This is a genomic window from Cupriavidus sp. 207A1 (assembly GCF_057798955.1).
The window spans coordinates 234,287-259,351 of the sequence record NZ_JBYOJO010000003.1 but is presented as its reverse complement, the minus strand read 5'-3'; the positions used below and the strand labels follow the sequence as shown (position 1 = coordinate 259,351).

24 protein-coding genes are annotated in these 25,065 nt (G+C 67.0%); 10 read left to right on the top strand and 14 right to left on the bottom strand.

Annotated features, from left to right (window positions below):
- The first annotated feature begins 73 nt into the window (after positions 1-73).
- The 9 genes from AC3FMM_RS06810 to AC3FMM_RS06770 all read left to right on the top strand — a co-directional run bounded on the left by AC3FMM_RS06810 (position 74) and on the right by AC3FMM_RS06770 (position 9,611).
- Positions 74-556 carry a MarR family winged helix-turn-helix transcriptional regulator gene (locus AC3FMM_RS06810; protein WP_115709910.1) on the top strand — a complete coding sequence of 161 codons (483 nt, stop codon included), beginning with the start codon at positions 74-76 and terminating at the stop codon, positions 554-556.
- A 109-nt stretch (positions 557-665) separates the two neighbouring features.
- Positions 666-2,222 (top strand): efflux transporter outer membrane subunit, encoded by a 1,557-nt coding sequence (locus AC3FMM_RS06805; protein ID WP_488686321.1) that lies wholly within the window; start codon positions 666-668, stop codon positions 2,220-2,222.
- Positions 2,223-2,266: 44 nt separating this feature from the next.
- The gene (locus tag AC3FMM_RS06800; RefSeq protein ID WP_488686320.1) at positions 2,267-3,526 is read left to right on the top strand and encodes an EmrA/EmrK family multidrug efflux transporter periplasmic adaptor subunit; all 1,260 of its coding nucleotides are present in this window, start codon (positions 2,267-2,269) and stop codon (positions 3,524-3,526) included.
- 2 nt (positions 3,527-3,528) lie between these two features.
- Positions 3,529-5,151: a DHA2 family efflux MFS transporter permease subunit gene (locus tag AC3FMM_RS06795; RefSeq protein ID WP_116312719.1), complete on the top strand. Its 1,623-nt coding sequence runs from the start codon at positions 3,529-3,531 to the stop codon at positions 5,149-5,151.
- 183 nt (positions 5,152-5,334) lie between these two features.
- Entirely contained in the window at positions 5,335-6,123 is a 789-nt protein-coding gene (locus AC3FMM_RS06790; RefSeq protein ID WP_115709917.1) for an IclR family transcriptional regulator, read from the top strand.
- Between the two features lie 21 nt (positions 6,124-6,144).
- On the top strand, positions 6,145-6,855 hold the full coding sequence (gene pepE / locus AC3FMM_RS06785) for a dipeptidase PepE (protein WP_488686319.1): 711 nt from the start codon (positions 6,145-6,147) through the stop codon (positions 6,853-6,855).
- Between the two features lie 41 nt (positions 6,856-6,896).
- A complete protein-coding gene (locus AC3FMM_RS06780; protein ID WP_115709921.1) occupies positions 6,897-7,820 on the top strand; it encodes a DUF1177 domain-containing protein in 924 nt (307 codons plus the stop codon).
- Complete coding sequence (locus tag AC3FMM_RS06775) at positions 7,817-8,524, top strand: AroM family protein (RefSeq protein ID WP_488686318.1); 708 nt, start codon at positions 7,817-7,819, stop codon at positions 8,522-8,524. Before AC3FMM_RS06780 ends, AC3FMM_RS06775 begins: the two co-directional genes overlap by 4 nt.
- A gap of 94 nt (positions 8,525-8,618) precedes the next feature.
- Complete coding sequence (locus AC3FMM_RS06770) at positions 8,619-9,611, top strand: Bug family tripartite tricarboxylate transporter substrate binding protein (RefSeq protein WP_488686408.1); 993 nt, start codon at positions 8,619-8,621, stop codon at positions 9,609-9,611.
- A gap of 41 nt (positions 9,612-9,652) precedes the next feature.
- Here the strand turns inward: AC3FMM_RS06770 and truB are convergent, their stop codons facing one another.
- The 8 genes from truB to AC3FMM_RS06730 form a co-directional block, all read right to left on the bottom strand.
- Positions 9,653-10,600: a tRNA pseudouridine(55) synthase TruB gene (gene truB / locus AC3FMM_RS06765; RefSeq protein WP_116312722.1), complete on the bottom strand. Its 948-nt coding sequence runs from the start codon at positions 10,598-10,600 to the stop codon at positions 9,653-9,655.
- Positions 10,601-10,682: 82 nt separating this feature from the next.
- Entirely contained in the window at positions 10,683-11,054 is a 372-nt protein-coding gene (rbfA, locus tag AC3FMM_RS06760) for a 30S ribosome-binding factor RbfA (protein WP_115709927.1), read from the bottom strand.
- Between the two features lie 60 nt (positions 11,055-11,114).
- Positions 11,115-14,006 (bottom strand): translation initiation factor IF-2, encoded by a 2,892-nt coding sequence (gene infB, locus AC3FMM_RS06755; RefSeq protein WP_115709929.1) that lies wholly within the window; start codon positions 14,004-14,006, stop codon positions 11,115-11,117.
- Positions 14,007-14,095: 89 nt separating this feature from the next.
- Positions 14,096-15,571, bottom strand: a complete 1,476-nt coding sequence (gene nusA, locus AC3FMM_RS06750; RefSeq protein ID WP_012353109.1) for a transcription termination factor NusA — start codon at positions 15,569-15,571, stop codon at positions 14,096-14,098.
- Positions 15,568-16,056 (bottom strand): ribosome maturation factor RimP, encoded by a 489-nt coding sequence (gene rimP / locus AC3FMM_RS06745; RefSeq protein WP_018007726.1) that lies wholly within the window; start codon positions 16,054-16,056, stop codon positions 15,568-15,570. Before rimP ends, nusA begins: the two co-directional genes overlap by 4 nt.
- 304 nt (positions 16,057-16,360) lie before the next feature.
- Positions 16,361-18,241, bottom strand: a complete 1,881-nt coding sequence (gene rluB / locus AC3FMM_RS06740) for a 23S rRNA pseudouridine(2605) synthase RluB (RefSeq protein WP_488686317.1) — start codon at positions 18,239-18,241, stop codon at positions 16,361-16,363.
- Positions 18,242-18,246: 5 nt separating this feature from the next.
- The gene (scpB, locus tag AC3FMM_RS06735; protein WP_326346947.1) at positions 18,247-19,083 is read right to left on the bottom strand and encodes an SMC-Scp complex subunit ScpB; all 837 of its coding nucleotides are present in this window, start codon (positions 19,081-19,083) and stop codon (positions 18,247-18,249) included.
- 586 nt (positions 19,084-19,669) lie between these two features.
- Entirely contained in the window at positions 19,670-20,428 is a 759-nt protein-coding gene (locus tag AC3FMM_RS06730) for a sulfite exporter TauE/SafE family protein (RefSeq protein ID WP_115709935.1), read from the bottom strand.
- A 77-nt stretch (positions 20,429-20,505) separates the two neighbouring features.
- Here AC3FMM_RS06730 and fnr point away from each other — a divergent pair, with 77 nt between their 5' ends.
- The gene (gene fnr, locus AC3FMM_RS06725) at positions 20,506-21,231 is read left to right on the top strand and encodes a fumarate/nitrate reduction transcriptional regulator Fnr (RefSeq protein ID WP_018007730.1); all 726 of its coding nucleotides are present in this window, start codon (positions 20,506-20,508) and stop codon (positions 21,229-21,231) included.
- 54 nt (positions 21,232-21,285) lie between these two features.
- On the opposite strand, the gene AC3FMM_RS06720 is transcribed toward fnr, so the two are convergent.
- Genes AC3FMM_RS06720 through ccoO form a run of 6 tightly spaced genes read right to left on the bottom strand, consistent with a single transcriptional unit; the run spans position 21,286 to position 25,050 of the window.
- Positions 21,286-21,531 (bottom strand): hypothetical protein, encoded by a 246-nt coding sequence (locus tag AC3FMM_RS06720; protein ID WP_012353116.1) that lies wholly within the window; start codon positions 21,529-21,531, stop codon positions 21,286-21,288.
- Positions 21,528-21,737: a FixH family protein gene (locus tag AC3FMM_RS06715; protein ID WP_115709938.1), complete on the bottom strand. Its 210-nt coding sequence runs from the start codon at positions 21,735-21,737 to the stop codon at positions 21,528-21,530. Before AC3FMM_RS06715 ends, AC3FMM_RS06720 begins: the two co-directional genes overlap by 4 nt.
- 43 nt (positions 21,738-21,780) lie before the next feature.
- Positions 21,781-23,253 carry a cytochrome c oxidase accessory protein CcoG gene (ccoG, locus tag AC3FMM_RS06710; protein ID WP_115680492.1) on the bottom strand — a complete coding sequence of 491 codons (1,473 nt, stop codon included), beginning with the start codon at positions 23,251-23,253 and terminating at the stop codon, positions 21,781-21,783.
- A gap of 49 nt (positions 23,254-23,302) precedes the next feature.
- Positions 23,303-24,220: a cytochrome-c oxidase, cbb3-type subunit III gene (ccoP, locus tag AC3FMM_RS06705; RefSeq protein ID WP_111517746.1), complete on the bottom strand. Its 918-nt coding sequence runs from the start codon at positions 24,218-24,220 to the stop codon at positions 23,303-23,305.
- Positions 24,221-24,222: 2 nt separating this feature from the next.
- Positions 24,223-24,387 carry a cbb3-type cytochrome oxidase subunit 3 gene (locus AC3FMM_RS06700; RefSeq protein ID WP_010809472.1) on the bottom strand — a complete coding sequence of 55 codons (165 nt, stop codon included), beginning with the start codon at positions 24,385-24,387 and terminating at the stop codon, positions 24,223-24,225.
- A gap of 3 nt (positions 24,388-24,390) precedes the next feature.
- Positions 24,391-25,050: a cytochrome-c oxidase, cbb3-type subunit II gene (ccoO, locus tag AC3FMM_RS06695; RefSeq protein WP_115709942.1), complete on the bottom strand. Its 660-nt coding sequence runs from the start codon at positions 25,048-25,050 to the stop codon at positions 24,391-24,393.
- Positions 25,051-25,065 lie beyond the last annotated feature (15 nt).

The window sequence follows — 25,065 nt, the reverse complement described above, 5'->3', positions numbered from 1 at the left end:
TGACCAATTTCCTTTCTTGCGGATCGTTAAACGTGAACATATATTTGCCACAGCAAAGATTGCAAAGGCAAAGATGTCACAAGCACCCGCTTCCGCTCCGCCAGCCTCCCCTGCCGGTTCGTTCGATCCCGCCCAGTACCAGATGTGCGACAGCGTCGGCTACCTGATGCAACGGGCCAAGAACATGCTGGCGCACGGCGTCGAGCAGGAGGTCAGCAGCCTGGACATCACCCACGCCCAGGCCAGCTGCCTGATGATGCTGGCCACCGGCCGTGCCTCGACCGTCACCGACCTGGGCCGCGAATTGAACACCGACATGGGCTCGGTCACGCGGCTGCTCAGCCGCATGGAAAAACGCGGCCTGATCGAGCGCCGCCGCCGCGACGCCGACCGCCGCGTGGTCGACCTGTCGGTGACGCCACAGGGCCAGGAACTGGTGCAGCAACTGCCGGCAATCTTCTGCAAGGTCCTTGCGCACCACTTTCGAGGTTTTTCCGAGGACGAGATCCAGTTGCTGCGCAGCATGCTGCGGCGGGTCATCGCCAACAGCGGGTAGCAGGCTGCGCGCCGGACTTCCGGCACGCCAGATCGTCCGCGTTGGCCGGCCCGGCCGGACACCGCTAGCAGCCCGTAGAAACCGTATGGCTCCGCCACGGAGCAACACCATGAAACCAGCTCTTTCCTTCCGATTTACCCAGCCTGCCAGTTCCCGCAAGCTGGCGCGCCGTGCCGGCACGCTCGCGCTGACCGCGATCGCGGCCGCGGCGCTGGCCGGCTGTGCGGCGCTTGGCAATTCGCACAGCACGCAGACCATGGCCGATCCGGCCGCGATGGCGACTTCGCAAACCCTGCCCGGCGAGCACGGCCAGTGGCCGTCGCAGGACTGGGTCGTCCAGTTCAAGGACCCGCAGCTGAGCGCGCTGGTCGACGAAGCGGTCAAGGACAATCCCAGCCTGCAGGCGGCCTTTGCCCGGGTGGAAGCGTCGCGCGCCATGGCCGAGGCCACGCGCAGCGCGCTCTACCCGCACCTGGAGTTCGAAGGCAGCCTGATCCGCCAGCGCTTCTCCGAGAAGGATCTGTTCGAAGGCACGCCGCTGGCGGGCTCGTGGCAGAACCAGTCGCGCCTGCAGGTGGGCCTGTCCTATGACTTCGACTTCTGGGGCAAGCACCGCGATGCGCTCGAAGCCGCGCTGTCGGATGACCGCGCCGCCGAGGCCGAAAGCCAGGCCGCGCGCCTGATCCTGGCAACGTCGATCTCGCGCAATTACGCGCGCCTGGCGGCGCTGTATGCGCAGCGCGACGTGGCCGAGCGCGCCATCGCCCAGCGCCGCGACCTGACCGAGCTGTCGCGCCAGCGCCTGGCCGCCGGACTGGACACGCAGGTGGAAACCACCCAGGCGCGCGGCACGGTGGCGGCCTCGCAGACCGACCTGCAGCGCGTCGACGAAGAGATCGCGCTGGCCCGCAACCAGCTCGCCGCGCTGCTGGGCAAGGGCCCGGACCGCGGCCTGCAGATCCAGCCGCCGGTATTGCTGGCCCAGGCCACGCCCACCCTGCCCGACGACCTGACCATCGGCCTGCTGGGCCGTCGCCCTGACCTGGTGGCGGCGCGCTGGCGCGTCGAGGCGGCATCCAAGGACATCAACGTCGCCAGGAAGGAGTTCCTGCCCGACGTCAGCCTGACCGCCTTTGCCGGCCTGGCCGCGCTGGATCCTTCGAACCTGCTGATGGGCATCAGCCGCACCTTCGGCATCGGTCCGACCGTGCGCCTGCCGATCTTCGAGGGCGGCAGGCTGCGCGCCAACCTGAAGGGCAAGTACGCCGGCTACGACATTGCCGTGGCCAACTACAACCAGGCGCTGGTCGATGCCCTGCGCGAGACCGCCGATGTCATGACCAGCATCCGCAGCGTCGACAAGCAGATCCAGACCCAGCGCGAAGCGCTGGACCTGGCCGAGCACGCCTACGCGCTGGCCACCACGCGCTACAAGGCCGGGCTCGGAACGCAGCTGACCGTGCTCAACGCGGAAAGCAACGTGCTGCAGCAGCGCCGCCTGGCGACCGACCTGCAGGCGCGGCGGCTGGACCTGCAGATGGGCCTGATGAAGGCGCTCGGCGGCGGCTACCAGGAGCCGGCCGAAGGCCGCGAGAGCGTCGCCCATGGGCCGGCGCAGCAGCCGGGCCACACCCAGGGCCACACCCAGGCGGGCGCCCGCGGCTGATCCGCGCACCCGGTGATCGCAGACAAGATTATCCAGAAGACATCATGAGCAACAACCAGCAAGCGGCCGGCACCAACACCCCCCAGCAAGCCACGGCCACCCCTCCCAACGGCAAGCGCAAGCGCATGCTGCTGTCGCTGACCGCGGCGATCGTCGTCGCCGGCATCGGCTACGGCGTGTACTGGGGACTGTATGCCCGCCATTTCGAAAGCACCGACGACGCCTATGTCGCCGGCAACGTGGTCCAGGTCACGCCGCTGGTGGCTGGCACCGTCGTGTCGATCGCGGCCGACGACACCCAGCTGGTCACCGCCGGCCAGCCGCTGATCCAGCTCGACCGCGCCGACACGCAGGTGGCGCTGGAACAGGCCGAGGCCCAGTTGGCACAGGCCGTGCGCGAAGTGCGCACGCTGTACGTCAATAACGGCTCGCTCGCCGCCAACGTGGCGCTGCGCGAAGCCGACGTGGCCAAGGCCCGCGACGACCTGCGCCGGCGCCAGGCCATCGCCGGCTCGGGCGCGGTGTCGAATGAAGAGATCTCGCACGCGCAAGCCGCGCTCAAGGGCGCCGAGTCGGCGCTGCTGGCCGCGCGCGAGCAGCTGGCATCGAACCAGGTGCTGACCGACCAGACCACGGTCGAGAACCACCCCAACGTGCAGCGCGCCGCCGCCAACCTGCGCTCGGCCTACCTGTCGTTCGCGCGCTCGGCGCTGCCGGCGCCGGTGACCGGCTACGTCGCCAAGCGCTCGGTGCAGGTCGGCCAGCGCGTGGCCGCCGGCGCGCCGCTAATGGCGGTGGTGCCGCTGGACCAGGTCTGGGTCGATGCCAACTTCAAGGAAGTGCAGATCACGCATATGCGCATCGGCCAGCCCGTGACGCTGGAAGCCGACGTCTATGGCTCCAGGGTCGAATACCGCGGCAAGGTCGCCGGCTTCTCGGCCGGCACCGGCTCGGCGTTTTCGCTGCTGCCGGCGCAGAACGCCACCGGCAACTGGATCAAGGTGGTGCAGCGCCTGCCGGTGCGCATCGCGCTGGATCCGCAGCAGCTCAAGGACCACCCGCTGCGCGTGGGCCTGTCGATGACGGTCAAGGTCGACGTGCGCCGCGAGCAAGGCGCCGCCATGACCGCCGCCGCGCCGGCCCGGCCGATGCAGACCGACGTCTATGACAAGGTGGCGCAGGATGCCGACCAGCTGATCGCGCGCATCATCGCCGCCAACAACGGCGGCCGCGGCACCGGCCTGCCCTCGGCCAGCGCCGCTCACGCCAACGCCGCCAAGTCCGCCAAGCCCGCCAATACCTGATCATGGCCACCTCCCCATCCGCCGCACCGGCCGCGCCCGCGGCGCAGCCGGGCGCCGGCCAGGCGCCGGCGCGGGCCCTGCCGCAGCAGCCGCAGCCGCTGACCGGCGGCAGGCTGGTGCTCGGCACCATCGCGCTGTCGCTGGCGACGTTCATGAACGTGCTGGACTCGTCGATCGCCAACGTGTCGATCCCGGCGATCTCGGGCGACCTGGGCGTGGCGCCCAACCAGGGCACCTGGGTCATCACCTCGTTCGCGGTGGCCAATGCGATTTCGGTGCCGCTGACCGGCTGGCTGACCACGCGCTTCGGCGCGGTGCGGCTGTTCATCACCTCGATCCTGCTGTTCGTGCTGGCGTCGTGGCTGTGCGGCGTCGCGCCCAACCTGGAGACGCTGCTGGCCGCGCGCGTGCTGCAGGGGGCGGTGGCCGGGCCGATGATCCCGCTGTCGCAGTCGCTGCTGCTGTCGAGCTATCCGCCCGCGAAGAGCACCATGGCGCTGGCGCTATGGGGCATGACCACGCTGGTGGCACCGATCATGGGCCCGCTGCTGGGCGGCTGGATCTCCGACAACATGACCTGGCCGTGGATCTTCTACATCAACGTGCCGGTAGGCATCGTCACCGCCTACGCCACCTGGGCCATCTACAAGGACCGCGAGACCCCCACCAAGGTGCTGCCGATCGACCGCATCGGCCTGGCGCTGCTGGTGATCTGGGTGGGCTCGATGCAGCTGATGCTGGACAAGGGCAAGGAGCTGGACTGGTTCCACTCGACCGAGATCGTGGTGCTGACCCTGGTGGCGATCGTCGGCTTCCTGTTCTTCCTCGCCTGGGAAACCTATGAGAAGCATCCCATTGTCGACATCAGCCTGTTCAAGGGCCGCAACTTCAGTTCCGGCGTGGTCGCGATCTCGGTGGCGTACGGGCTGTTCTTCGGCAACCTGGTGATCCTGCCGCTATGGCTGCAGACCATCGTCGGCTATACCGCGACCGACGCGGGCATCGTGATGGCGCCGGTCGGCATCTTCGCAATCCTGCTGTCGCCGGTGATCGGGCGCAACCTGCCGAAGATGGATGCACGCTGGGTGGCGACCGCGGCCTTCATCACCTTCGGCATCGTCAGCCTGATGCGCTCGGGCTTCACCACGCAGGTCGATACCTGGACGCTGATGGTGCCCACCTTGATCCAGGGCGCGGCCATGGCGATGTTCTTCATCCCGCTGACTTCGATCATCCTGTCAGGGCAGCCGCCGGAAAAGATCCCCGCCGCCTCGGGCCTGTCGAATTTCGTGCGGATCACCTTCGGCGGCATCGGCGCGTCGGTCTCGACCACCGTCTGGGAGAACCGCTCGGCGCTGCACCACGCGCAACTGGTCGAGCACGTCAACCCGTACAACCCGGCCTACCACGCCCAGCTCAACCACCTGATGCAGATGGGCATGAGCCAGGCGCAGGCGGTCGGCGTGATCGAGCGCAATATCACCCAGCAGGCCGCCATGCTCGGTGCCAACGACATCTTCTGGATCTCGGGCGTGCTGTTCTTCGCGCTGATCGGCTTTGTCTGGCTGACGCGGCCGGCCAGGGGCGGCGGTGGCGGCTCGGCAGACGCGATGGCGGCGCATTGAGCGCCCGGTGCAGCGGTACATAGGAATGGCCCCGGTTCGGGGCCATTTTTTTTTGCCCGCATCCGGCAAGGGAAATTTCCTCTTGTATTCCGGTATCCGCCGCCCTATGATTTGCAAACCAAATTATGGAACCTTGGTTCCTAAAAACGGAACCCAAGCAATGAGCGCAGGTGGAGAGACGAAGTGAGCATTCTTGAAGGCGTGGAGAGCGTGCTGGACCTGTTCGGGCACGGCCGCCACGAGATCACGTTCAACGATGTGCTGGATGAACTGGGCCTGGCCAAGAGCTCGGCATCGCGCCTGCTGGCCCAGATGGTCCGCTACCGGCTGCTTGAACTCCAGCCGGCCACGCGACGCTATCGCCCGGGCGCACTGGTGATCCGCGCGGCGCAGGCCGCCACGCAGGCGCATCCCTTCGACGACCAATGCCGCGAGATCCTCGCCGCGTTGTCGGATTCGACCGGCTTCACGGCCTACCTGTCGATGCTCGACGGCACCGACACCGTGGTGCTGCAGCGCCTGAACGGCAGCAACCCGGTGCAGGTGCTGTCGCCGCCGGGCGCGCGACGCCCGGCCTTCACGACGGCCATGGGCCGCGTGCTGCTCTCGCGCCTGCCCGAGACCGAATTCAGCGCGCGCTATGGCGCCAGCGGCACCCGCAAGCTGCCCGACGCACCGGCCGGATGTCCGGCCACCGTGTCCGAGCTGCGCGAGCGCGTGGCCACGGCCCGCGCCGAGCGCAGTGCCATCGCCGTCAACGAAGGCATGCCGGGCATCGGCGCCGTTGCCACCACGCTGGCGGACCCGCTCTCGGGAGACGTGCGCGGGCTGTGCCTGTCCTTCACCGCGATGCAGGTCAGCCAGGCCCAGGCACGCGGGTTGCGCGAAACGCTGGTGCAGGCGGTGGCGCCGGTCGGGCAGCGCCTGGGCGATCCGCTCTGGCTCCATCCCGTCGACACCGCCACCAAATAGTCATCCCGGCAGCTCAATCCCATGGAACTCCTGTTACTCAGCAACTCCTCCAGCGACGCGGGCTACCTCGCCCACGCCCACGACGCGATCCGAGAACTGGCCGGCGGCCGCACCCGTGCCTGCTTCCTGCCTTTCGCCGGCGTCACGCGCGACTGGGACAGCTACGAAGCGCTGGTGCGCGACGCGCTGGCTCCGGCCGGCATTGCAGCGCATTCGCCGCACCGGCTCTCCGATGCCGACTGCGTGCGGGCGGTGGAAGCGGCCGAACTGATCGTCATCGGTGGCGGCAACACCTTCCGGTTGCTGCAATGCCTGCGCGAGCGCGGCCTGCTGCCCGTGATTGCACGCCAGGTGGCTGCGGGCGCGGCACGCTATATCGGCTGGAGCGCCGGCACCAATGTCGCCTGCCCCACCATCCGCACCACCAACGACATGCCGGTCGCCGACCCCGGCGGCCTCGATGCGCTCGGGCTGGTGCCGTTCCAGATCAATCCGCACTACTTCAACCTGGTGGTGCCCGGCTTCCGCGGCGAAACGCGCGACCAGCGGCTGGCCGAGTTCACGGTGCTGCAGCCGCAGACGCCGGTGCTGGGCCTGCCCGAAGGCAACTGGGTGCGGGTCTCGGGCGATCACATGGAGATGGGCGGCGCGCATGGCGCACGCTGGCTCCTTGGCCAGCAGATCCTGGACGTCGCGCCCGGCGCATTGTCCGTGCCGGCCGCTGCCCTCTGAGCCTCGCCATCCAGCCAAGCAAGCAAGGAACCCCAAGCAAGATGTCCATCAAGCAGGTAATTGAATCGATCGAGCTGCTGTCCGCAGCCAACGTCGACGGCGAGAGCGTTGCCGCGTTGTTGCGCGCACGCGGCATCCGCGACGTCACGGTGACACGCGTGGAAGAGAACGGCCTTTACACCGACTTCCTCGCCTGCACCCTGCCCGGCCGCAATCCCGACGCGCCCGCGCTGGGCGTGGTCGGCCGCCTCGGCGGCGTCGGCGCGCGCCCTGCGGTGACGGGCCTGGTGTCCGATGCCGACGGCGCCATCGTCGCGGTCGCCACCGCGCTCAAGCTGGCCGACATGGCCGCCAGCGGCGATGTGCTGGCCGGCCCGGTGCGGATCCATACCCACATCTGCCCGCACGCCGCCACGCGGCCGCACCAGCCGGTGCCGATGATGAAATCGCCCTTCGCGATGCGCACGATGATGTCGCACGAGGTGCATCCCGACATGGTGGCGATCCTGTCGGTCGACACCACGCGCGGCAACCGCTTCGTCAACCGCCGCGGCGTGGCGCTGACGCCGGTGGCCAAGGAAGGCTGGCTGCTGCGCCTGCCGGAGCGGATGCTGGACCTGATGGGCTGGGTCAGCGGCGAACTGCCGTCGGTGCTGCCGCTGACCACGCAGGACATCACGCCGTATGAGAATGGCCTGTGGCATGTCAATTCGATCATGCAGCCGGCCATCGTCACCGCCGCCCCGGTCGTCGGTGTAGCGCTGACCGCGCAGACCACCGTGCCCGGATGCGCCACCGGCGTCACCAACGCCTTCGACATCGATGTGGCGACGCGCTTCTGCATCGAGGTCGCCAAGCAGTTCGGCCAGGGCCAGTGCGCCTTCTACGATGCCGAGGAATGGGCCGAGCTGCAGCGGCGCTACGGCTCGCTCGCGCACCTGCAGACCGTCGGGGCCGAGGCATGACCATGGCCGCCCCTCGCCCGCCGCGCGTGGCCTTCGTCACCATCGGGCAGTCGCCGCGGACCGACGTGGTGCCGCAAATGATGGCCGACCTGGGACTGCCGGCCGAGGTCGAAGAATTCGGCATCCTCGACGCGCTGGGCCCGGACGAGATCGCAGCGCTGGCGCCCGCCGCCGGCGAGTACCGCTTCGCCAGCCGCCTGCGCGACGGCACCCAGGCGGTGATGGGCAAGCCGGTGGCCGAGGCCATGCTGGCGCGGCTGATGACTTCGCTCGACGACGGCCGCTTCGACGCGCTGGTCCCGCTGTGTACCGGCACCGCGCTGCCGCCGATGCAGACGCTGGTGCTGGAACCGCAGCAGGTGGTGGACCACCTGACGGTAGCGCTGGCGCAGGGCTGCAAGCGGCTCGGCATCGTGCTGCCGCTGGAGACGCAGGTGAGCGGCTTTCATCTGATCCAGCCGGTGCCCTGCGAACTGCGCGTCACGCATGCATCGCCCTATACCGATAGCGCCGACAGCGATACCGGCCGCTTCGCGCAGGCGGGCGCGGCGCTGCGCGGCTGCGACCTGGTGGTGATGCACTGCATGGGCTACACCGAAGCCATGCGGGCCACGGTGGCGCGCCATGCGGGGGCTCCGGTGCTGCTGTCGAACCGCATGGTGGCACGGCTGCTGGGACAGGTACTGGCTGGTGCGGCGGCCTGATGGCGCGCACAAGACTAGCTCAGGCTACGAACGCATTCCGGGTAAGGGCAAGCCCGATGACAGATTGCCCATGACACTGCTGGAGCTGGAAGGCATGGAAAAGGTAGGAAAGTGGAGGAAGCCGCTGACACGCGGCATGATGTGGATCGGCCTGGCCGCCGCGATGGCCCCGGCCGCGCAGGCGCAGGAATGGAAGCCGGCAAAGCCGGTGCGCCTGCTGGTGGGCTTTGCCCCCGGCGGCTCGGCCGACCTGCTGGCGCGGCTGGTGCAGGCACCGTTGTCGGAAAGCCTGGGCGTGCCGGTGGTGGTGGAAAACGTGCCAGGCGCGGGCGGCAATATCGCCGCGGACAAGCTGGCCAAGGCAGCGGCCGACGGCTACACCATCGGCATGGGTGCCGCCGGCGCGATGGCGGTGACCCACGTGCTCAACCCCAAGGGCACGCCGTACAAGGCCGATGACTTCACCCCCATCGTCATGCTGGCCACGCAGCCCAATGTGGTGATCGTCAACCCGGCCCTGCCGGTCAAGACCATGGCCGACTTTGCCGCGTATGTCAAAAAGACGCCGCAGGTCACCTATGGCACCGCGGGCGTCGGCACCTCGAACCACCTGATCGCCGAGACCATGCTGCACCGCCTCGGCATCGACATGGTCCATGCGCCGTACAAGGGCGCAACGCCAGTGATCACCGATCTGATGGGCGGCCATATCGCCATGACGGTTGATAACATCACCACCGCCGCGGCGCTAGCCAAGAGCGGCAAGGTCAAGGCGCTGGCAGTCACGGGCAGCAAGCGCTCGCCGTTGCTGCCGGAGGTGCCGACGCTGGCCGAGAGCGGCCTGAAGGACTTCAACATGCCAACCTGGCAAGGCATCTTCGGGCCGAAGGACCTGCCGAAGGCGATCGTGGCCCGCTACAACCAGGCCCTGGTCAAGGCGGTGGCGAATCCGGAAGTCAGGAAGAAGATGGCTGAGTTCGGCTCGGAGCCCGTGGGCGATACGCCCGAGCACTTTGCCGGGTTCCTCGCGCAGGATCGCAAGATGTGGGCCGACGTGATCAAGACGGCCAAGGTCACATTGGAGTAAGGGCTGTTGGTTAGTGGGCGGCTACGGCGCCGTCCGCGGGCTCACAGCTTGACCAGCCGCTCCGGCCGCAACGCGCCTTCGCGCATGCGTGCCACCCCCAGCAGCCGCGCCGGCTCGCCGGCATAGACCCGTGCCAGGCCTTGCTCGGCCAGCACGGTGCCGGCCGGCAGGTCCCGCTGGGCAATGCGCTGGCCCTGCAGGAACCGCCCCGCCGCCGCCGCATCCAGCTGCACCGGCACGCATTTCTGCAGCAGGGCATCAACCGGCGCCAGCATGGCCGGGCGCTGCGCATCATCCTGTGCTTCGATCTGGGCCAGCGTCACCGCGCCGTCGAGCGTCAGGTCGCCCACGGCAATGCGGCGCAGCCCGGTCAGATGCGCGCCGCAACCCAGCGCTTCGCCGATATCCTCGGCCAGCGTGCGGATGTAGGTGCCCTTGCTGCACGTCACCCGCATCGTGAACGACGGGGCCTCGGGCAAGGCGCAATCCAGCAATGCAATCGAACGGATCGTGACGCGGCGCGCCGCGCGCTCCACGGTCTGGCCGGCGCGCGCGTATTCGTACAGCGGGCGGCCGTCCTTCTTCAGCGCCGAATGCATCGGCGGCACCTGCTCGATCTCGCCGACAAAACTTGCCAGCACACGCTCTACCGCGGCCCGGTCGCAGGTGACCGCACGCACGTCGAGCAGCTCGCCTTCGGCGTCGCCGGTGCTGGAGCGTGCGCCCAGCCGCACTTCGGCGTCATAGGTCTTGTCCGCTTCCAGCAGGTCCTGCGAAAACTTGGTGGCTTCGCCGAAGCACAGCGGCAGCAGCCCGGTGGCGAGCGGATCGAGGGTGCCGGTATGGCCGGCCTTGGCCGCGCGCAACAGGCGCTTGGCGCGCACCAGCGCGTCGTTGGACGACAGCCCCAGCGGCTTGTCGAGCAGCAGCACACCATGGACCTCGCGGCGCGGCAGGCGCGGCGGACGGTTGGCGTTGGAATCGGTCATCGGGGAACAAGCAGGAGGCGGGTGCGCAACGCGCGGCGACCGCGCCAGGAAAGCCCATGCCTGCAGGCACGGGCGCCCGGCATCAGTCTTCGTCTTTCGAACGCGTGGCGTTCGCTTCGTTGATCAGCCGGGACATCTCGATCGCGTGTTCGACCGAGGTGTCGTGATGGAAATGCAGCGTCGGCACGGTATGGATGTGCAGGCGCTTGAACAGCAGCGAGTGCAGGTAGCCGGCCTTATCGTTCAGGATGGCGGCGGCTTCGGCCGCGTCGGCGCCCAGCACGGTGAAGTAGACCTTGGCGTGAGCGTAGTCGGGCGTCAGCGTGACCGACTGCAGCGTGACCAGGCCGAGGCGCGGGTCGCGCAGCTCGCGCTGGATCATCTCGGCCAGGTCCTTCTGGATCTGGTCGGAGATGCGGAGATTGCGGGAGGAGATATTGCCTTTCTTGGCCATTCAATACAGTCTGGTCGAGATGACAACGGCAGGCCGAAGCCTGCCGTTGCTTGCGACGCCTTACAGCGTGCGCGCCACCTCTGTGATTTCGTACACCTCGAGCTGGTCGCCTTCCTGAACATCGTTGAAGTTCTTGATCGACAGACCGCACTCGAAGCCTTGCTTGACTTCCTTGACGTCGTCCTTGAAGCGCTTGAGCGAATCCAGCTCGCCGTCGTGGATGACCAGGTTGTTGCGCAGCACGCGCACCAGCGAGTTGCGCTTGACCAGGCCGTCGGTAACCATACAGCCGGCCACCGCACCGATCTTCGGCACGCGGAACACCTGGCGCACCTCGACCTGGCCGATGGTGGTTTCGCGCTTCTCCGGCGCCAGCATGCCCGACATCGCCGCCTTGATCTCGTCCACCGCATCGTAAATGATGCTGTAGTAGCGGATATCGATGCCGTTGTGCTCGGCCAGCTTGCGCGCACCAGCATCGGCACGCACGTTGAAGCCGATGATGACCGCCTTCGAAGCCGTTGCCAGGTTGACGTCGGACTCGGAGATGCCACCCACGCCGCCGTGCACGATCTGCACCCGCACTTCGGCGGTCGACAGCTTCTGCAGCGACTGCACCAGCGCTTCCTGCGAACCCTGCACGTCGGCCTTGACGATCAACGGCAGCGTCTGCACTTCGCCTTCGGCCATCTGCTCGAGCATGTTCTCGAGCTTGGCGGCCTGTTGCTTGGCCAGCTTCACGTCGCGGAACTTGCCCTGGCGGAACAGCGCGATTTCACGTGCCTTGCGCTCGTCCGGCAGCACCAGCACTTCTTCACCGGCGGCAGGCACTTCGGACAGGCCCTGGATTTCCACCGGGATCGACGGACCGGCTTCCTTGGTCGTCTTGCCGTTCTCGTCCAGCATGGCACGCACACGGCCGTAGGCGCTGCCAGCCAGCACCACATCGCCACGCTTGAGCGTGCCGCTGCTGACCAGGATGGTTGCGATCGGGCCCTTGCCCTTGTCCAGCTGGGCTTCCACCACCAGGCCCTTGGCCGGGGCATCCACCGGTGCCTTCAATTCCAGCACTTCGGCTTGCAGAAGCACTTGCTCGAGCAGGTCTTCCACACCGGTACCCATCTTGGCGGAAACCGGCACGAACGGCGAATCGCCGCCGTATTCTTCCGGCACCACCTGCTCCGCCACCAGTTCCTGCTTGACGCGGTCCGGGTTGGCATCGGGCTTGTCGATCTTGTTGATCGCCACCACGATCGGCACACCGGCAGCCTTGGCATGCGCAATGGCTTCCTTGGTCTGCGGCATCACGCCGTCGTCGGCCGCGACCACCAGGATCACGATGTCGGTGGCCTTGGCACCGCGGGCACGCATGGCCGTGAAGGCCTCGTGACCCGGGGTGTCCAGGAAGGTGATCACGCCGCGGTCGGTTTCCACATGGTAGGCACCGATATGCTGCGTAATCCCGCCGGCTTCGCCCGCGGCCACCTTGGTGCGGCGGATGTAGTCCAGCAGCGAGGTCTTGCCGTGGTCGACGTGACCCATCACGGTCACCACCGGCGGACGCGGCAGCAGTTCGGCGTCTTCGTGCTCTTCGCCGTCGACCACCAGCAGCGCTTCCGGATCGTCCAGCTTGGCGGCGTACGCCTTGTGGCCCATTTCTTCCACCACGATCATGGCGGTTTCCTGGTCCAGCACCTGGTTGATCGTCACCATCTGGCCGAGCTTCATCATCTGCTTGATGACCTCGGATGCCTTCACTGCCATCTTGTGGGCCAGGTCGGCCACCGAGATGGTTTCGGGCACGTGCACTTCGCGCACCACCGGTTCGGTCGGCGCCTGGAAGTTGCTGCGGCTGTCGTCATGCTGCTGCTGACGGCCGCCACGGCCGCGCGGGCCACCGCGCCAGCCGCCCACGCCGCCCGACGAATCGCCGCGCGTCTTCAGGCCGCTGCCCTTCTTGCGGCTGCCTTCGTCCTGCCACGTCGACGAGGTGCCGGCCTTGACGACCTTGCCCTTCTTGTCGGTGGTGGTGGTGGCGGTGGCGGTCACCGGCTTCTTCTCGCCCGGCTTGGCTTCGGTGCCGGCCGGCTTGACCGGCTTGTGCAGCGTACCGGTCTGCTCGGCCTTCTTTTCCTCGGCCTTGCGCTCGGACGGCGCCTTCAGCACGCGGGCCGGCGCGTTCAGCATCTGCTGGATCGCACGGGCTTCGGCTTCGGCAGCCTCGCGGCGCTTGCGCGCGGCGATTTCCTGCTCGGCGCGGGCCTTGTCGGCGGCAACCTTGGCCTCGTCGGCAGCCTTCTGCGCCTCGGCGCGTTCAGCGGCGACGCGGGCCTTCTCGTCCTCGGCCTTCTTGCGCGAGGCGTCCTCGTTGGCTTCGGTCACGGCGCGCGACGCGGCAGCCTCTTCCTCGGCCTTGCGGGCAGCGAGTTCGGCCTGGCGGCGCTGTTCGGCCTCGAGTGCCTCCTGGCGCGCGCGGCGCTCGGCTTCCTCGCGCTCGGCGGCCTCGCGGGCGGCCTTGGCCTCGGCTTCCTGACGCGCCAGTTGTTCTGCCTGGCGGCGTTCTTCCGCTTCGCGGCGCGCCTCCTCGGCGGCGTCGACGACCTGGGCCTGGGCCTCGGCGCCATCGGCCTGCGATTCCGGCGCAGCGTCGTCGCGCTTGATCAGCACGCGCTTCTTGCGCACTTCCACCTGGACCGTGCGGGTCTTGCCGGTGGCGTCCGACTGGCGGATCTCCGAGGTTTCGCGCTTGGTCAGTGTGATCTTCTTGCGGGCGCTGTCGTCGGCCTGGCCGTGCGAGCGCTTCAGATAGTCCAGCAGCCTGGTCTTATCCGATTCCGTGATGATGTCTTCTGGCGTCGCTTTGCCCACCCCAGCCGCCTGCAATTGTTCCAGCAGGGCAGCTGCGCTGCGACTCAGTTCTGCGGCCAGTTGGGCAACTGTTGTGCTTGCCATTCAAACCCTTTCAATGCTTGGTTTCTACGTCGGGACAAATTGTTGCGGAAAGCGCGCCCTGCCCGGTTTCAGCGGCCAGGGCGTGTCCCTCAGTTGAACCAATGTTCCCGTGCTTTCATGATCAGCGACTTGGCTTCTTCCTCGCTGACACCGGTCATCTCGACCAGCTCGTCCACGGCCAGTTCGGCCAGGTCGTCACGCGTATGGATATCGCCTTCGGCCAGCTTGCCGATCAGTTCCGGGTTGAGGCCGTCGAGCGAGCGCAGGTCCTGCGACACCTCTTCCACCTTTTCTTCCCGGGCCAGTTCCATCGTCAGGAGCGCATCACGCGCGCGATTGCGCAGCTCGTTGACGGTGTCTTCGTCAAAGGCCTCGATCTCCATCATTTCACTGATGGGGACATAAGCCACTTCTTCCAGCGTGGAGAAGCCTTCCTCGATCAGGATGTCCGCGACTTCCTCATCCACGTCCAGCTTGGACATGAACAGCTTGCGCACGACATCGCTCTCTTCGGCCTGCTTCTGCGCCGATTCTTCCTGCGTCATGATGTTGATCTGCCAGCCGGTCAGCTCGGACGCCAGGCGCACGTTCTGACCGCTGCGGCCGATGGCGACGGCGAGGTTTTCCTCGTCGACCACCACGTCCATGCTGTGCTTCTCTTCATCGACAACGATCGACTGCACCTGCGCAGGTGCCAGCGCGCCGATCACAAACTGCGCCGGGTCTTCGGACCACAGCACGATATCCACCGCCTCGCCGCCGATCTCGTTGCGCACCGCAGTGACGCGCGTGCCGCGCACGCCCACGCAGGTGCCGATCGGGTCGATGCGCTTGTCATGCGCCACCACCGCGATCTTGGCGCGCACGCCCGGGTCGCGGGCAGCCGCCTTGATCTCAAGCAGGCCCTGTTCCATTTCAGGCACTTCGTTCTCGAAGAGCTTGATCAGGAAATCGGGCGCGGTACGCGACAGTTCGATCTGCGGGCCGCGCGCGGCGCGGTCGACATTCAGGATATAGGCGCGCACGCGGTCGCCGGTGCGCAGGTTTTCCTTGGGGATGATCTGGTCGCGGGCCAGCAGCGCCTCGACGCGGCCGGACTCGACGATCAGGCCCTTCTTGTCGGCGCGCTTGACCGTGCCGGTCATGATCTTTTCGCCGCGATCGAGGTAGTCGTTCAGGATCTGCTCGCGCTCGGCATCGCGGATGCGCTGCAGGATCACCTGCTTGGCGGCCTGCGCGCCGATGCGGCCGAACTCGACCGATTCGATCTGCTGCTCGATATAGTCGCCCAGCTCGATGCTCGGGTTTTCCTCGCGGGCCTCGAACAGCAGGATCTGCTTGTCCGGCTCCTGCAGGCCCAGCTCGTCGGGAACGACCAGCCAGCGGCGGAAGGTTTCATGCTCGCCCGACTCGCGATCGATCGCGACACGGATATCCACGTCTTCCTCGAAACGCTTCTTGGTGGCCGAGGCGAGCGCCGCCTCCAGGGCACCGAATACCACATCCTTGTCGACGTTCTTCTCACGCGCAAGCGCATCGACGAGCAACAGAACTTCGCGGCTCATTGCTTGTTCCCTTTTCTTTGATTTCCTTTGAAGTCGATCACCGGCACCAGGCGTGCCTTGTCGACATCGGATACGGCAAATTCCAGCAGCGCCGGGCCATCCTTGCCCTCGAACTCCAGGCCGATCTTCTCTTCGCCCGCGGCGCCGGTGGGCTCGCGCAGGATGCCGGTGAAGTTCTTCTGTCCGTTGACGGGCAGGCGCAGCGTCACGCGCGCCTCCGCGCCGGCAAAGCGGATGAAGTCGGCCAGCTTCTTCAGCGGCCGGTCCAGTCCGGGCGACGAGACCTCGAGGCGTTCATAGTCGACGTTCTCGACCGTAAACACGTGGGTGAGCTGGCGGCTCACCTTTTCGCAATCCTCGATGGCAATGCCGGTTTCAGGCTGATCGATATAGACACGCAGCAATCCGGCCGGGGCACGCTCGAGCTCGACCAGCTCATATCCCATGCCGCTTAGGGTGGTTTCGATCAAATCTGCCAGATGCACTGTTATCCCGAGTAATGGCCATCAACACCGTGGCAGGCAAACCCCGCCGGTGCCGTCCGGGACGACCCTGCTGCAGCGCTGCCTGTCCGCCAACCCTTTCCGCCCCAGGCGGAAGCACCGAAAACGGGCGAACCAAAAAAAAATGGGCGCAATGCCCATCATTCGCCCATCCTCGGACGAGGATGGCTTTTTGAATAGACTTGAATTATACGCGGATTATGTCGAAAAGGCAAAAGCCAGACATTACCGCGGACCGCATGCGGCGCAGGCAGGCGTTATGCCCGCCATGCGCCGCGTACGGCGCTTACCGATTGCCGCCGCGGTTGCCACCACGATTGCCGCTGCCACCACGCTGCGAACGGTTGCCACCCGACTTGGCTGCCTTCGGCATCACGTTGCCATTGGCCTCGCCACCGCCGCGGCGGGCCTTGCCCTGCCCCTGGCCGGCCTGCCCCCTGGCACCGCCCATGCCGCCCATGCCAGTACCGCCGCCGCGTCCCTGGCGCGCACCGGCGCCGCGGCCCCCGCCGAGGTTCGCGGCGTGCGAGGTCAGCAACGTCGGCCCGTGGCTGATATAGCCCATCGACGTCTTCATCGGATCCGGCTGGCTGCTGCGGCTGCCGCCGCCGCCACGAGGACCGCCCTGCTCGAAGCGCGGCAGGCCGTCCATGCCGGTATGCATCGGCATGCCGGCAATCGCCGCCTCGGTGCGCTGCTTGCGCCCGCCCACCTTGGTGGCGCCCTTGGGCGCCTGCTCGCCCTTGCCCGGCACCTTCAGGCCGACGCTGGTCATCAGCGCCTTGACGTCATTCGGCTCGACTTCCTGCCAGCGGCCGCGCTTGAGCCCGCGCGGCAGCAGGAACTGGCCGTAGCGGGTGCGGATCAGGCGCGACACGGTCAGGCCGACCGCCTCGAACATGCGGCGCACTTCGCGATTGCGGCCTTCGGTCAGGGCCACGTGGTACCAATGGTTGACGCCTTCGCCGCCACCGTCGGCAATACGCAGGAAGTTGGCCTCGCCGTCATCCAGCTTGATGCCGTGCAGCAGGCGCTGGCGGTCGGCTTCGGCCAGCTCGCCCAGCGTGCGCACCGCGTATTCGCGCTCGACGCCGTAGCGCGGATGCATGAACCGGTTGGCAATATCGCCCGAGGTGGTGAAGATCAGCAGGCCTTCGGTGTTGAAGTCCAGGCGGCCCACCGCGACCCACTTGCCGGTCTTGATGCGCGGCAGGTTGTCGAACACGGTCGGGCGGCCTTCCGGATCCGACTGGCTGACGATTTCGCCGGCAGGCTTGTGATACAGCAGCACGCGCGGCGGCTTGGTCGACACCTTGCGGTGGATCAGCTTGCCGTTCACGCGGACCTGGTCGGCCGGCAGGATGCGCTGGCCGATATGGGCCGGCAGCCCGTTGACCGAGACCCGGCCCTGCAGGATCAGCTCTTCCATCTCGCGGCGCGAGCCCAGGCCGCCTTCGGCCAGAACCTTGTGCAGCTTGGGCGCGTCGTCATCGGCAGACAGCTCGCGCACGGGCTTGGCCTTGGTGCGCGGGATGACGGTGTCTTCGCTGTCGTACTGCTCGGAGATGACGAAGCGGAACAGGTCTTCGCTGCCCGCCGCGGACTTGTCGGCGCCGGCCTGGCCCTTGCGCGGTGCCTGCGGCTTGCCGCCATCCTTGCGCCGGCCCTGCTGGCGCGCGCCGGCGCCCTGGGTGTCGCCGGTGGGCGCGGGCTTGCCGCTGCGCGGGGCCTGCTTGCGCTTGCGGCCAGGCTGCTCCGGCTTGTCGGCGCCTTCGGCGCGGGCCGCGCGGTCGATCTTGTCTGCCTTGCTGCCGCCCTGGCTGCCCTGGCCGCCCTGCCCGCCTTCGCCCTGGCCCGTCTTGCGCTTGCCGCGGCCGCGCTGGCCGCCACGCCCGGCACCGGCGGCGCCCGCGCTGGCGGCGGCACCTGCCTCGCCGGCATCGCCCTGGCCGGCCGCGCCGGCGCCTTCGGCGCCCTCGGCGCGGTCCTGCGCGGCCTGGCGGCGCGATGCCACCAGGTTCCTCAGACCGCGGCGCAGCCCCTTGCGGCGGGGCGCGGCGTCGCTGCCCGTTCCGGGTTCTGCGGCGCCGGTGTCGGCGGATGCGCCCGCGTGGCGGGCGTCTTGCTCAACGGAATCAGACAAGATATTCACTATCGGATGTTGCATGTTGTTCAGTTCGGCACGCGCTCGTCGTGCTCGCTCGGGTGCGGCGGGGTGCCGTCTTCAGGCAGTTGGTCCCGCGCCCCGTCCGGAGGGGTTGCAGCCGATTCGGTGGCATCGCCCGCACCGGCCTCAACCACCGTCTCGGCAGCCGGCTGCGCGTCAAAGCCATCGGCACCGTCTTCGCGCGCGGGCGCGCTCTCGGCCGCTGACGATGTATCGGCCGGCGTGACCGGCTCGGCAAAGGCTTCCTCGTCGGCGCTGGCCGGCTTGTTCGCCGCCAGGTCTTCGAAGTTGATCGCCTGCTGCTCCAGCAAGGCGGCCTGTGCCTGCGCCTGAGCGTCTTCCAGCGGCGGCAGCTCGTCCAGCGTGCGCAGCCCGAGGTCGTCCAGGAAGGCCTTGGTGGTGGCATACAGCGCCGGGCGACCCGGCACGTCGCGATGGCCGATGACCTCGATCCAGCTGCGGTCCTCGAGCTTCTTGATCACTTCCGTGCTGACCGTCACACCGCGGATTTCCTCGATATCGCCACGGGTCACCGGCTGGCGGTAGGCGATGATCGCCAGGGTCTCCATCACCGCACGCGAGTATTTTGGCGGTTTTTCCGGATTCAGGCGGTCGAGGTATTCCCGCATTTCGGGCCGGCTCTGGAACCGCCAGCCGCTTGCCAGCGCCACCAGCTCCACGCCGCGCGGGCGCCAATCCTGGCGCAGTTCGTCCAGCAGCACGCGGATAGTGTCTGCGCCGACGTCATCGTCGAACAGGCGGCGCAGATCGTTGACGCGCAACGGTTCCTGCGCGCAGATCAGCGCCGTCTCGAGGACGATCTTCGCCTCTTGGGTATTCATGTTGATGGTGTGCAGCCTGTCTTTGCACCTGCTCCCGGACGGATCCGGGGCACCGGAGATTTTGGATACAGCGGTGCCAAAGCCACCGCCATCTCATTGCGCAGCGAGCCGGATACCTGCCGTACCCAGGCCGTGCACTTCCCATTCTTTGCATCGAGTTGCCGGGGCTTCCGGCAGGAGATCGTCCGCATGCCGTCATGGATCGGCCAGCGAACCTCTTGCGTCGCTCGTCCGCACAAACGGACATCGCGGTCGGCGAACTGAACGCCTCGGACGCAAGAAAATACGGGTATCGGGAGCAAGGCCGGCATCTACCACGCCGCAGCGCCAACCGGACTTTTGAACCAGATCTTTTGAACCGGATGGATCGCGGGGACTGGCGCTCATCGAAAGCCTTCCGCTTCCCGCGTCCCGAGCGCGCCTTCGGATAGGAAGACCGCCAGGCGCTGATCGCCGCTGCTTACCGCAGCCTGTCTGACTCCGCGCGATACCGCAATGCTGGCGATTGTATGGCATTCCCGGCTCCGCCTGCAACCATCATCCTGCTTGCGCGGGGTGCCGGCGCCGCAGGATGCCGCATGGGGCATCAAAACACCAGGCAAAAGCCCTGTTCCGCCAGCGAATGTGGCAGCAGCACCGCTCGCGCAATGCCAAGCCCGCCGAACGCCATCACGGCAAGGCCCGCGCCCAGGCGCACGCCCGGTCGCCGCGACCACAGTCTCAGATAGCCGGACAGCCCGGACAGCACCAGCAGGTTCGGCAGCGTGCCAAGCCCGAACACGCCCATCACCAGCGCGCCCGAGCCGGCATTGCCCGCCAGCAGCGCCAGCGTCAGCGCACCGTAGACCATGCCGCACGGCACCAGCCCCCAGGCCAGGCCCACGCCATAACGCCGGGCCAGCCCGCCGCGCGCCCGCACGAAGGCCGGCAACGCGCCGGCGACGCCGCCGAGCCGCCCGGCCACCGCAGCGCCGGCACGCGCCGCCAGCCGCTCCAGCCAGTTCACGGTAAAGGTACTGCCGCGCAGCAGGCGCCAGCCCGACCACAGCAGCATCAGGCTGCCGGCGCCGAACAGCCAGCGCTGCACTGGCAGGTAGTCCTGCTTCCAGGCGGTGGCGCCCGCGGCGCCCAGCGCCGCACCGAGCAGCATATAGGTGGTAATCCTGCCAAAGTGCATCAACAGTAACTCGCCGAGCCATGCAGTGCGGCTGCGCACCAGGCTGACCGGCGCTGCCTTGCCGCGCCGCTGCTCCACGGCCAGCGCCACGCCGCCGCACATGGCGGCGCAGTGCACGCCGCCCAGCAGAGCGAGCAGGAAAACGCTGATCAATACTCCAAATGTCAATTCTGTCTCCCTGCCGGATCACATCGCACGGTAAAATGCCCATATCGTGCCCCGCTGCCATTTCTAGCAGGTTCCAATTGCTCACTTCCATCCCCATTACCGAGATGTCGCCCCGCTGCTCCACCTGTGCGATGGGACAGCTGTGCCTCCCGGTTGGCATGTCGCAGCAAGACCTTGCCAAGATCGACACGCTGGTGCAGGAACGCATCCGCGTGCACAAGGGGGAAACCCTTTACCGCATGGGTGACCCGCTCACCGCGGTCTACGCCATCCGCTTCGGTACGCTCAAGACGCATGTCACCACCGAAGACGGACGCTCGCAGATTACCGGGTTCCACCTGCCCGGTGAAATCGTCGGCCTCGACGGCCTGGGCGAGATGCAGCATGCATCCGATGCGACCGCACTCGAAGATACCGAGGTATGCGTGGTCCGCATGAACGATCTGCAGACGCTGTCCGCCGACCTGCCTTCGCTGCAACAGCAGTTCCTGCGCCTGATGGGCAAGGAAATCACGCACGACCAGCTGATGCTGGTCACGCTCGGCTCGATGCGCGCCGAGGAACGCCTCGCCGCCTTCCTGATCAACCTGTCGGAACGGCTGTCGGCGCGCGGTTATTCGGCGTCCGAGTTCGTGATGCGCATGAGCCGCGAAGAGATCGGCAGCTACCTCGGGCTGAAACTCGAGACCGTGAGTCGCCTGTTCTCGCGCTTTGCCGAGGCCGGGCTGATCCAGATCCGCCAACGGCATGTCAAGCTGATCGACATCGACGGCATCAAGCAACTCTACAGCCGTAGCTGCTGAGCCACCGCGGCGTTGCCGCGCCGCCTGCGGCGCCGGCAACGCGATAGTCCTTCCCTATTCCAGTTCGTCCGTATCCGCCAGCCGCGTCGGCATGGTGTACAGCGTCAGCCCGCTGGACAACGCGCAGAACACCCACGCCAGCAGGAAGCCGACGGTATAGACCGACTCGCGCGACGATTCGATCGGATGGCCGAAGAATTTGAGGTCGCCCGGATCGACGACGGAAAAAACCGTCGCCGTCGCCAGACCCGCCATCAGGAAGCCCGGCCACAGCACCCACATCAGCCAGCGCAACCTCATGGCTGCCTCGCTGCCGCGGACTTGGGCGCCACCGCTTCCACCTTCTCGACCACCAGGCCATGCCGCGCCGCGCCCTGCACCGGCAGGTCGGGGTGTGCCGACGCCAGCCAGATCGTCACGCCGCACGCCACCATGGCCACCAGCGGACCGGCCATCAGCAGCCATGGCCACGGTTCCTTCCACCACGGATTGCCTTGCTGACTCATCTTGCCCCCTTCGTCCTGGCGACTACGTGTGAGTCGCCTAGCTTCACAAATCGCGCGGCACGATAAAACTGGTGGATTGCCGAATTTCAGCATGCCCTTGCTCCGTGCCTTCGCTCGTTACTGTTACGTTGATCTTGTGCGTGCCTTGCCTGGCGGCCTCTATCGGCACGCGGATGCGGATCGGCAGCAGCCGGTTGGAGGTTGGCGCCAGCGATTCGGCCTGCTTGTCGTATTCGACCGTCAGGTCCTTCAGTTCATCGCTGTCGGCACGCACGCGGATCTGCATCGGCGCCTCGGTGGTGTTGATCAGTTGCAGCCGATAGACGTTCTCGATCCAGCGCCCTTCCACCTCCCGGCCCAGCGCACCGCGATCGCGGATGATGTCGACCTTCAGCGGCGTGCGCAGCATGATCGACGCCATGAACCCCGCCAGCAGCGCCACCCAGATCACCGAGTAGATGATGACGCGCGGACGCAGCAGGCGCTTGCGCGATGCCGCAGCGGACAGGCCCTTGCGCATTGCGTTTTCCGAGGTGTACCGGATCAGCCCGCGCGGGTAGTCCATCTTGTCCATGACCTGGTTGCAGGCGTCGATGCAGGCGCCGCAGCCGATGCACTCGTACTGCAGGCCATCGCGGATGTCGATGCCGGTCGGGCATACCTGCACGCAGATGCTGCAGTTGACGCAATCGCCAAGCCCGGCCTGGTGATGGTCGGTCTTGCGCGAGCGGCTGCCGCGCGGCTCGCCGCGGCCGACGTCATAGGTCACGACAAAGGTGTCGCGGTCCACCATCACGCTCTGGAAACGCGCGTAGGGGCACATGTACTTGCATACTTGCTCGCGCATGAAGCCTGCGTTGCCCCACGTGGCGAACGCGTAGAACAGCATCCAGAATGCCTGCCAGGGGCCCAGCGTCAGCGCCAGTACCTCGCCGCCCAGTTCGCGGATCGGCGCAAAGTAGCCGATGAACGTGAAACCGGTCCACAGTGCGATCAGCACCCACAGGAAATGCTTGGTTGCCTTGATGCGGAATTTGCGCAGGCTCCACGGATCCCCGTCGAGGCGGATGCGGGCGATGCGGTCGCCTTCGACCCGCCGCTCGATCCACATGAAGATCTCGGTGTAGACCGTTTGCGGGCACGCGTAGCCGCAGAACAGCCGTCCCGCGATCGCCGTGAACAGGAACAGCGCCAGCGCGGAGATGACCAGCAGCACCGCCAGGTAGATCACGTCCTGCGGCCACAGCACCAGTCCGAAGATATAGAACTTGCGCTCGCCAAGGTCAAACAGCACGGCCTGGCGTCCGTTCCACTGGAGCCAGGGCGTGCCGTAGTAGATCAGCTGGGTCAGGATCACCAGCCAGACCCGCCAGCTGGAGAACGCGCCCTTCACCGAACGCGGATAGATTTTGCGGCGGACCTCGTAAAGGGTTTCTTCCGAGGTCTCGCCCGGCGCAGCGGCCGACCGTTGCAGGTCGGCCGCCCGGGCCACTTCTTCGGTCCCGGGCGCATTCATGGGCGAGTTCTCCCGCGAGCCTCGAGCGCTCGCTCACATGAGTCGTCGATCATTGCCCGGCTCCGCCTCCCGTATTGGACAACCCCCACACATAGGCCGTCAGCATGCGGATGCGTTCGGGCGTCAGGATTTCCTCGTGTGCCGGCATATGGTTGTTGTGGCCCTTCAGGATGGCCTCGACGATGCTGGCTTCCGAGCTGCCATAGAGCCAGACATTGTCCGACAGGTTCGGCGCACCGAGGGCCTGGTTGCCCTTGCCGCCGGCGCCGTGGCAGGCCACGCAGGTGGTCTTGAACGCGCCCTCGCCGCGCGACACGCGGATCGGATCCGACGACAGCCCGGACAGCGAACGCACGTACTGCGCCACGTCGCCCGCCTGCTTGGCATCGATGACAGCGCCAAACGGCGGCATCACGCCATTGCGGCCCTTGGCGATGGTCTGGCTGATGGTCTCGGGCTCGCCGCCGTACAGCCAGTCGTTGTCGGTCAGGTTGGGGAAGCCCCGGCTGCCGCGCGCATCGGAGCCATGGCACTGCGCGCAGTAGTTCAGGAACAGGCGCTGGCCGATCTCGCGTGCCTGCGGGTCCGCCGCCACCTGCTTGACGTCCATCTTCAGGTACTTGCCGTAGATCTCGTTCTGCATGCGTTCCTGCGCCGCGCGGTGCGCGGCCAGTTCGCCCTGCGTGGAGAACTTCAGCACGCCGGCGTACGAGCCCAGGCCCGGATACAGCACAAGGTAGGCCAGGCCGAAAATGCAGGCCAGCAGGAACATCCACATCCACCAGCGCGGCAGCGGGTTGTTCAGTTCACGCAGGTCGCCATCCCAGACATGGCCGGTATCTTCCGTGCCGCCTGGGGTCTTGGTGATCTTGCGTTGGGAGAACAGCAGCCATACGCACCAGACGATGCCGATGAGCGCGATGGCGGCAATGTAGTAACTCCAGAAATCGGAAATGAAATCGCTCATGGCTAGGTGTTCCGGCTCGATGTTGTCGTAGTTTCGTCAGGCAGCGCGAACGGCAGCATGGCGGATTCGCGGTTGGCGGCCTGGCGGCCGGCGGACCAGGCCCACCAGCAGATGCCGAGGAAAACGACCATGGACACGACGGTCGCGATGGCGGTGATCATGGCCATGGCTTACTCCTTCGGTGCCGCGGCGGCGGCATCGACGCGCACGTTGCGACGGTTGGTGCCGAGGCCCTGCAGGTAGGCAACCAGCGCGTCTTCCTCGGTCTTGCCTTTCAGCTCTCCCGGCGCCTTTGCGATGTCGGCGTCGGTGTACGGCACGCCCAGCTTGACCAGCGCGCGCATGCGCGCCTGGATATCGTTGGTGGGCAGCTCGGCCTTCTCCAGCCACGGGTACGACGGCATCACGGATTCCGGCACCACGTCGCGCGGGTTGCGCAAGTGGATGCGCTGCCAGTCGTCGGAGTAGCGTCCGCCCACGCGCGCCAGATCGGGGCCGGTACGCTTGGAGCCCCACAGGAACGGATGGTCGTAGACCGATTCGCCGGCGGTGGAGTAATGGCCGTAGCGCTCGGTCTCGGCCTGCAGCGTTCGCACCTGCTGCGAGTGGCAGCCGACGCAGCCTTCGCGGATATAGATATCGCGTCCCATCAGCCGCAGCGGCGAATACGGCGTGATGCCCGGATCCGGCTCGGTGGTGGAGTGCTGGAAGAACAGCGGCACGATCTGGACCAGACCCGCGATGCTGACCACGAGGATCGTGCAGATGATCAGCCAGCCGATGTTCTTCTCCAGCGTTTCGTGGGAAAAGAAGCGTTGTTTGTCGGACATCTTTCTATCCTGGAT

Coding starts and splice junctions, on each gene's coding strand:
- AC3FMM_RS06810 (WP_115709910.1), top strand. CDS start 74: ATGTCACAAGCACCCGCTTCCGCTCCGCCAGCCTCCCCTGCCGGTTCG.
- AC3FMM_RS06805 (WP_488686321.1), top strand. CDS start 666: ATGAAACCAGCTCTTTCCTTCCGATTTACCCAGCCTGCCAGTTCCCGC.
- AC3FMM_RS06800 (WP_488686320.1), top strand. CDS start 2,267: ATGAGCAACAACCAGCAAGCGGCCGGCACCAACACCCCCCAGCAAGCC.
- AC3FMM_RS06795 (WP_116312719.1), top strand. CDS start 3,529: ATGGCCACCTCCCCATCCGCCGCACCGGCCGCGCCCGCGGCGCAGCCG.
- pepE (WP_488686319.1), top strand. CDS start 6,145: ATGGAACTCCTGTTACTCAGCAACTCCTCCAGCGACGCGGGCTACCTC.
- AC3FMM_RS06780 (WP_115709921.1), top strand. CDS start 6,897: ATGTCCATCAAGCAGGTAATTGAATCGATCGAGCTGCTGTCCGCAGCC.
- AC3FMM_RS06775 (WP_488686318.1), top strand. CDS start 7,817: ATGACCATGGCCGCCCCTCGCCCGCCGCGCGTGGCCTTCGTCACCATC.
- AC3FMM_RS06770 (WP_488686408.1), top strand. CDS start 8,619: ATGGAAAAGGTAGGAAAGTGGAGGAAGCCGCTGACACGCGGCATGATG.
- truB (WP_116312722.1), bottom strand. CDS start 10,600: ATGACCGATTCCAACGCCAACCGTCCGCCGCGCCTGCCGCGCCGCGAG.
- rbfA (WP_115709927.1), bottom strand. CDS start 11,054: ATGGCCAAGAAAGGCAATATCTCCTCCCGCAATCTCCGCATCTCCGAC.
- infB (WP_115709929.1), bottom strand. CDS start 14,006: ATGGCAAGCACAACAGTTGCCCAACTGGCCGCAGAACTGAGTCGCAGC.
- nusA (WP_012353109.1), bottom strand. CDS start 15,571: ATGAGCCGCGAAGTTCTGTTGCTCGTCGATGCGCTTGCGCGTGAGAAG.
- rluB (WP_488686317.1), bottom strand. CDS start 18,241: ATGCAACATCCGATAGTGAATATCTTGTCTGATTCCGTTGAGCAAGAC.
- scpB (WP_326346947.1), bottom strand. CDS start 19,083: ATGAATACCCAAGAGGCGAAGATCGTCCTCGAGACGGCGCTGATCTGC.
- AC3FMM_RS06720 (WP_012353116.1), bottom strand. CDS start 21,531: ATGAGGTTGCGCTGGCTGATGTGGGTGCTGTGGCCGGGCTTCCTGATG.
- AC3FMM_RS06715 (WP_115709938.1), bottom strand. CDS start 21,737: ATGAGTCAGCAAGGCAATCCGTGGTGGAAGGAACCGTGGCCATGGCTG.
- ccoG (WP_115680492.1), bottom strand. CDS start 23,253: ATGAATGCGCCCGGGACCGAAGAAGTGGCCCGGGCGGCCGACCTGCAA.
- ccoP (WP_111517746.1), bottom strand. CDS start 24,220: ATGAGCGATTTCATTTCCGATTTCTGGAGTTACTACATTGCCGCCATC.
- AC3FMM_RS06700 (WP_010809472.1), bottom strand. CDS start 24,387: ATGGCCATGATCACCGCCATCGCGACCGTCGTGTCCATGGTCGTTTTC.
- ccoO (WP_115709942.1), bottom strand. CDS start 25,050: ATGTCCGACAAACAACGCTTCTTTTCCCACGAAACGCTGGAGAAGAAC.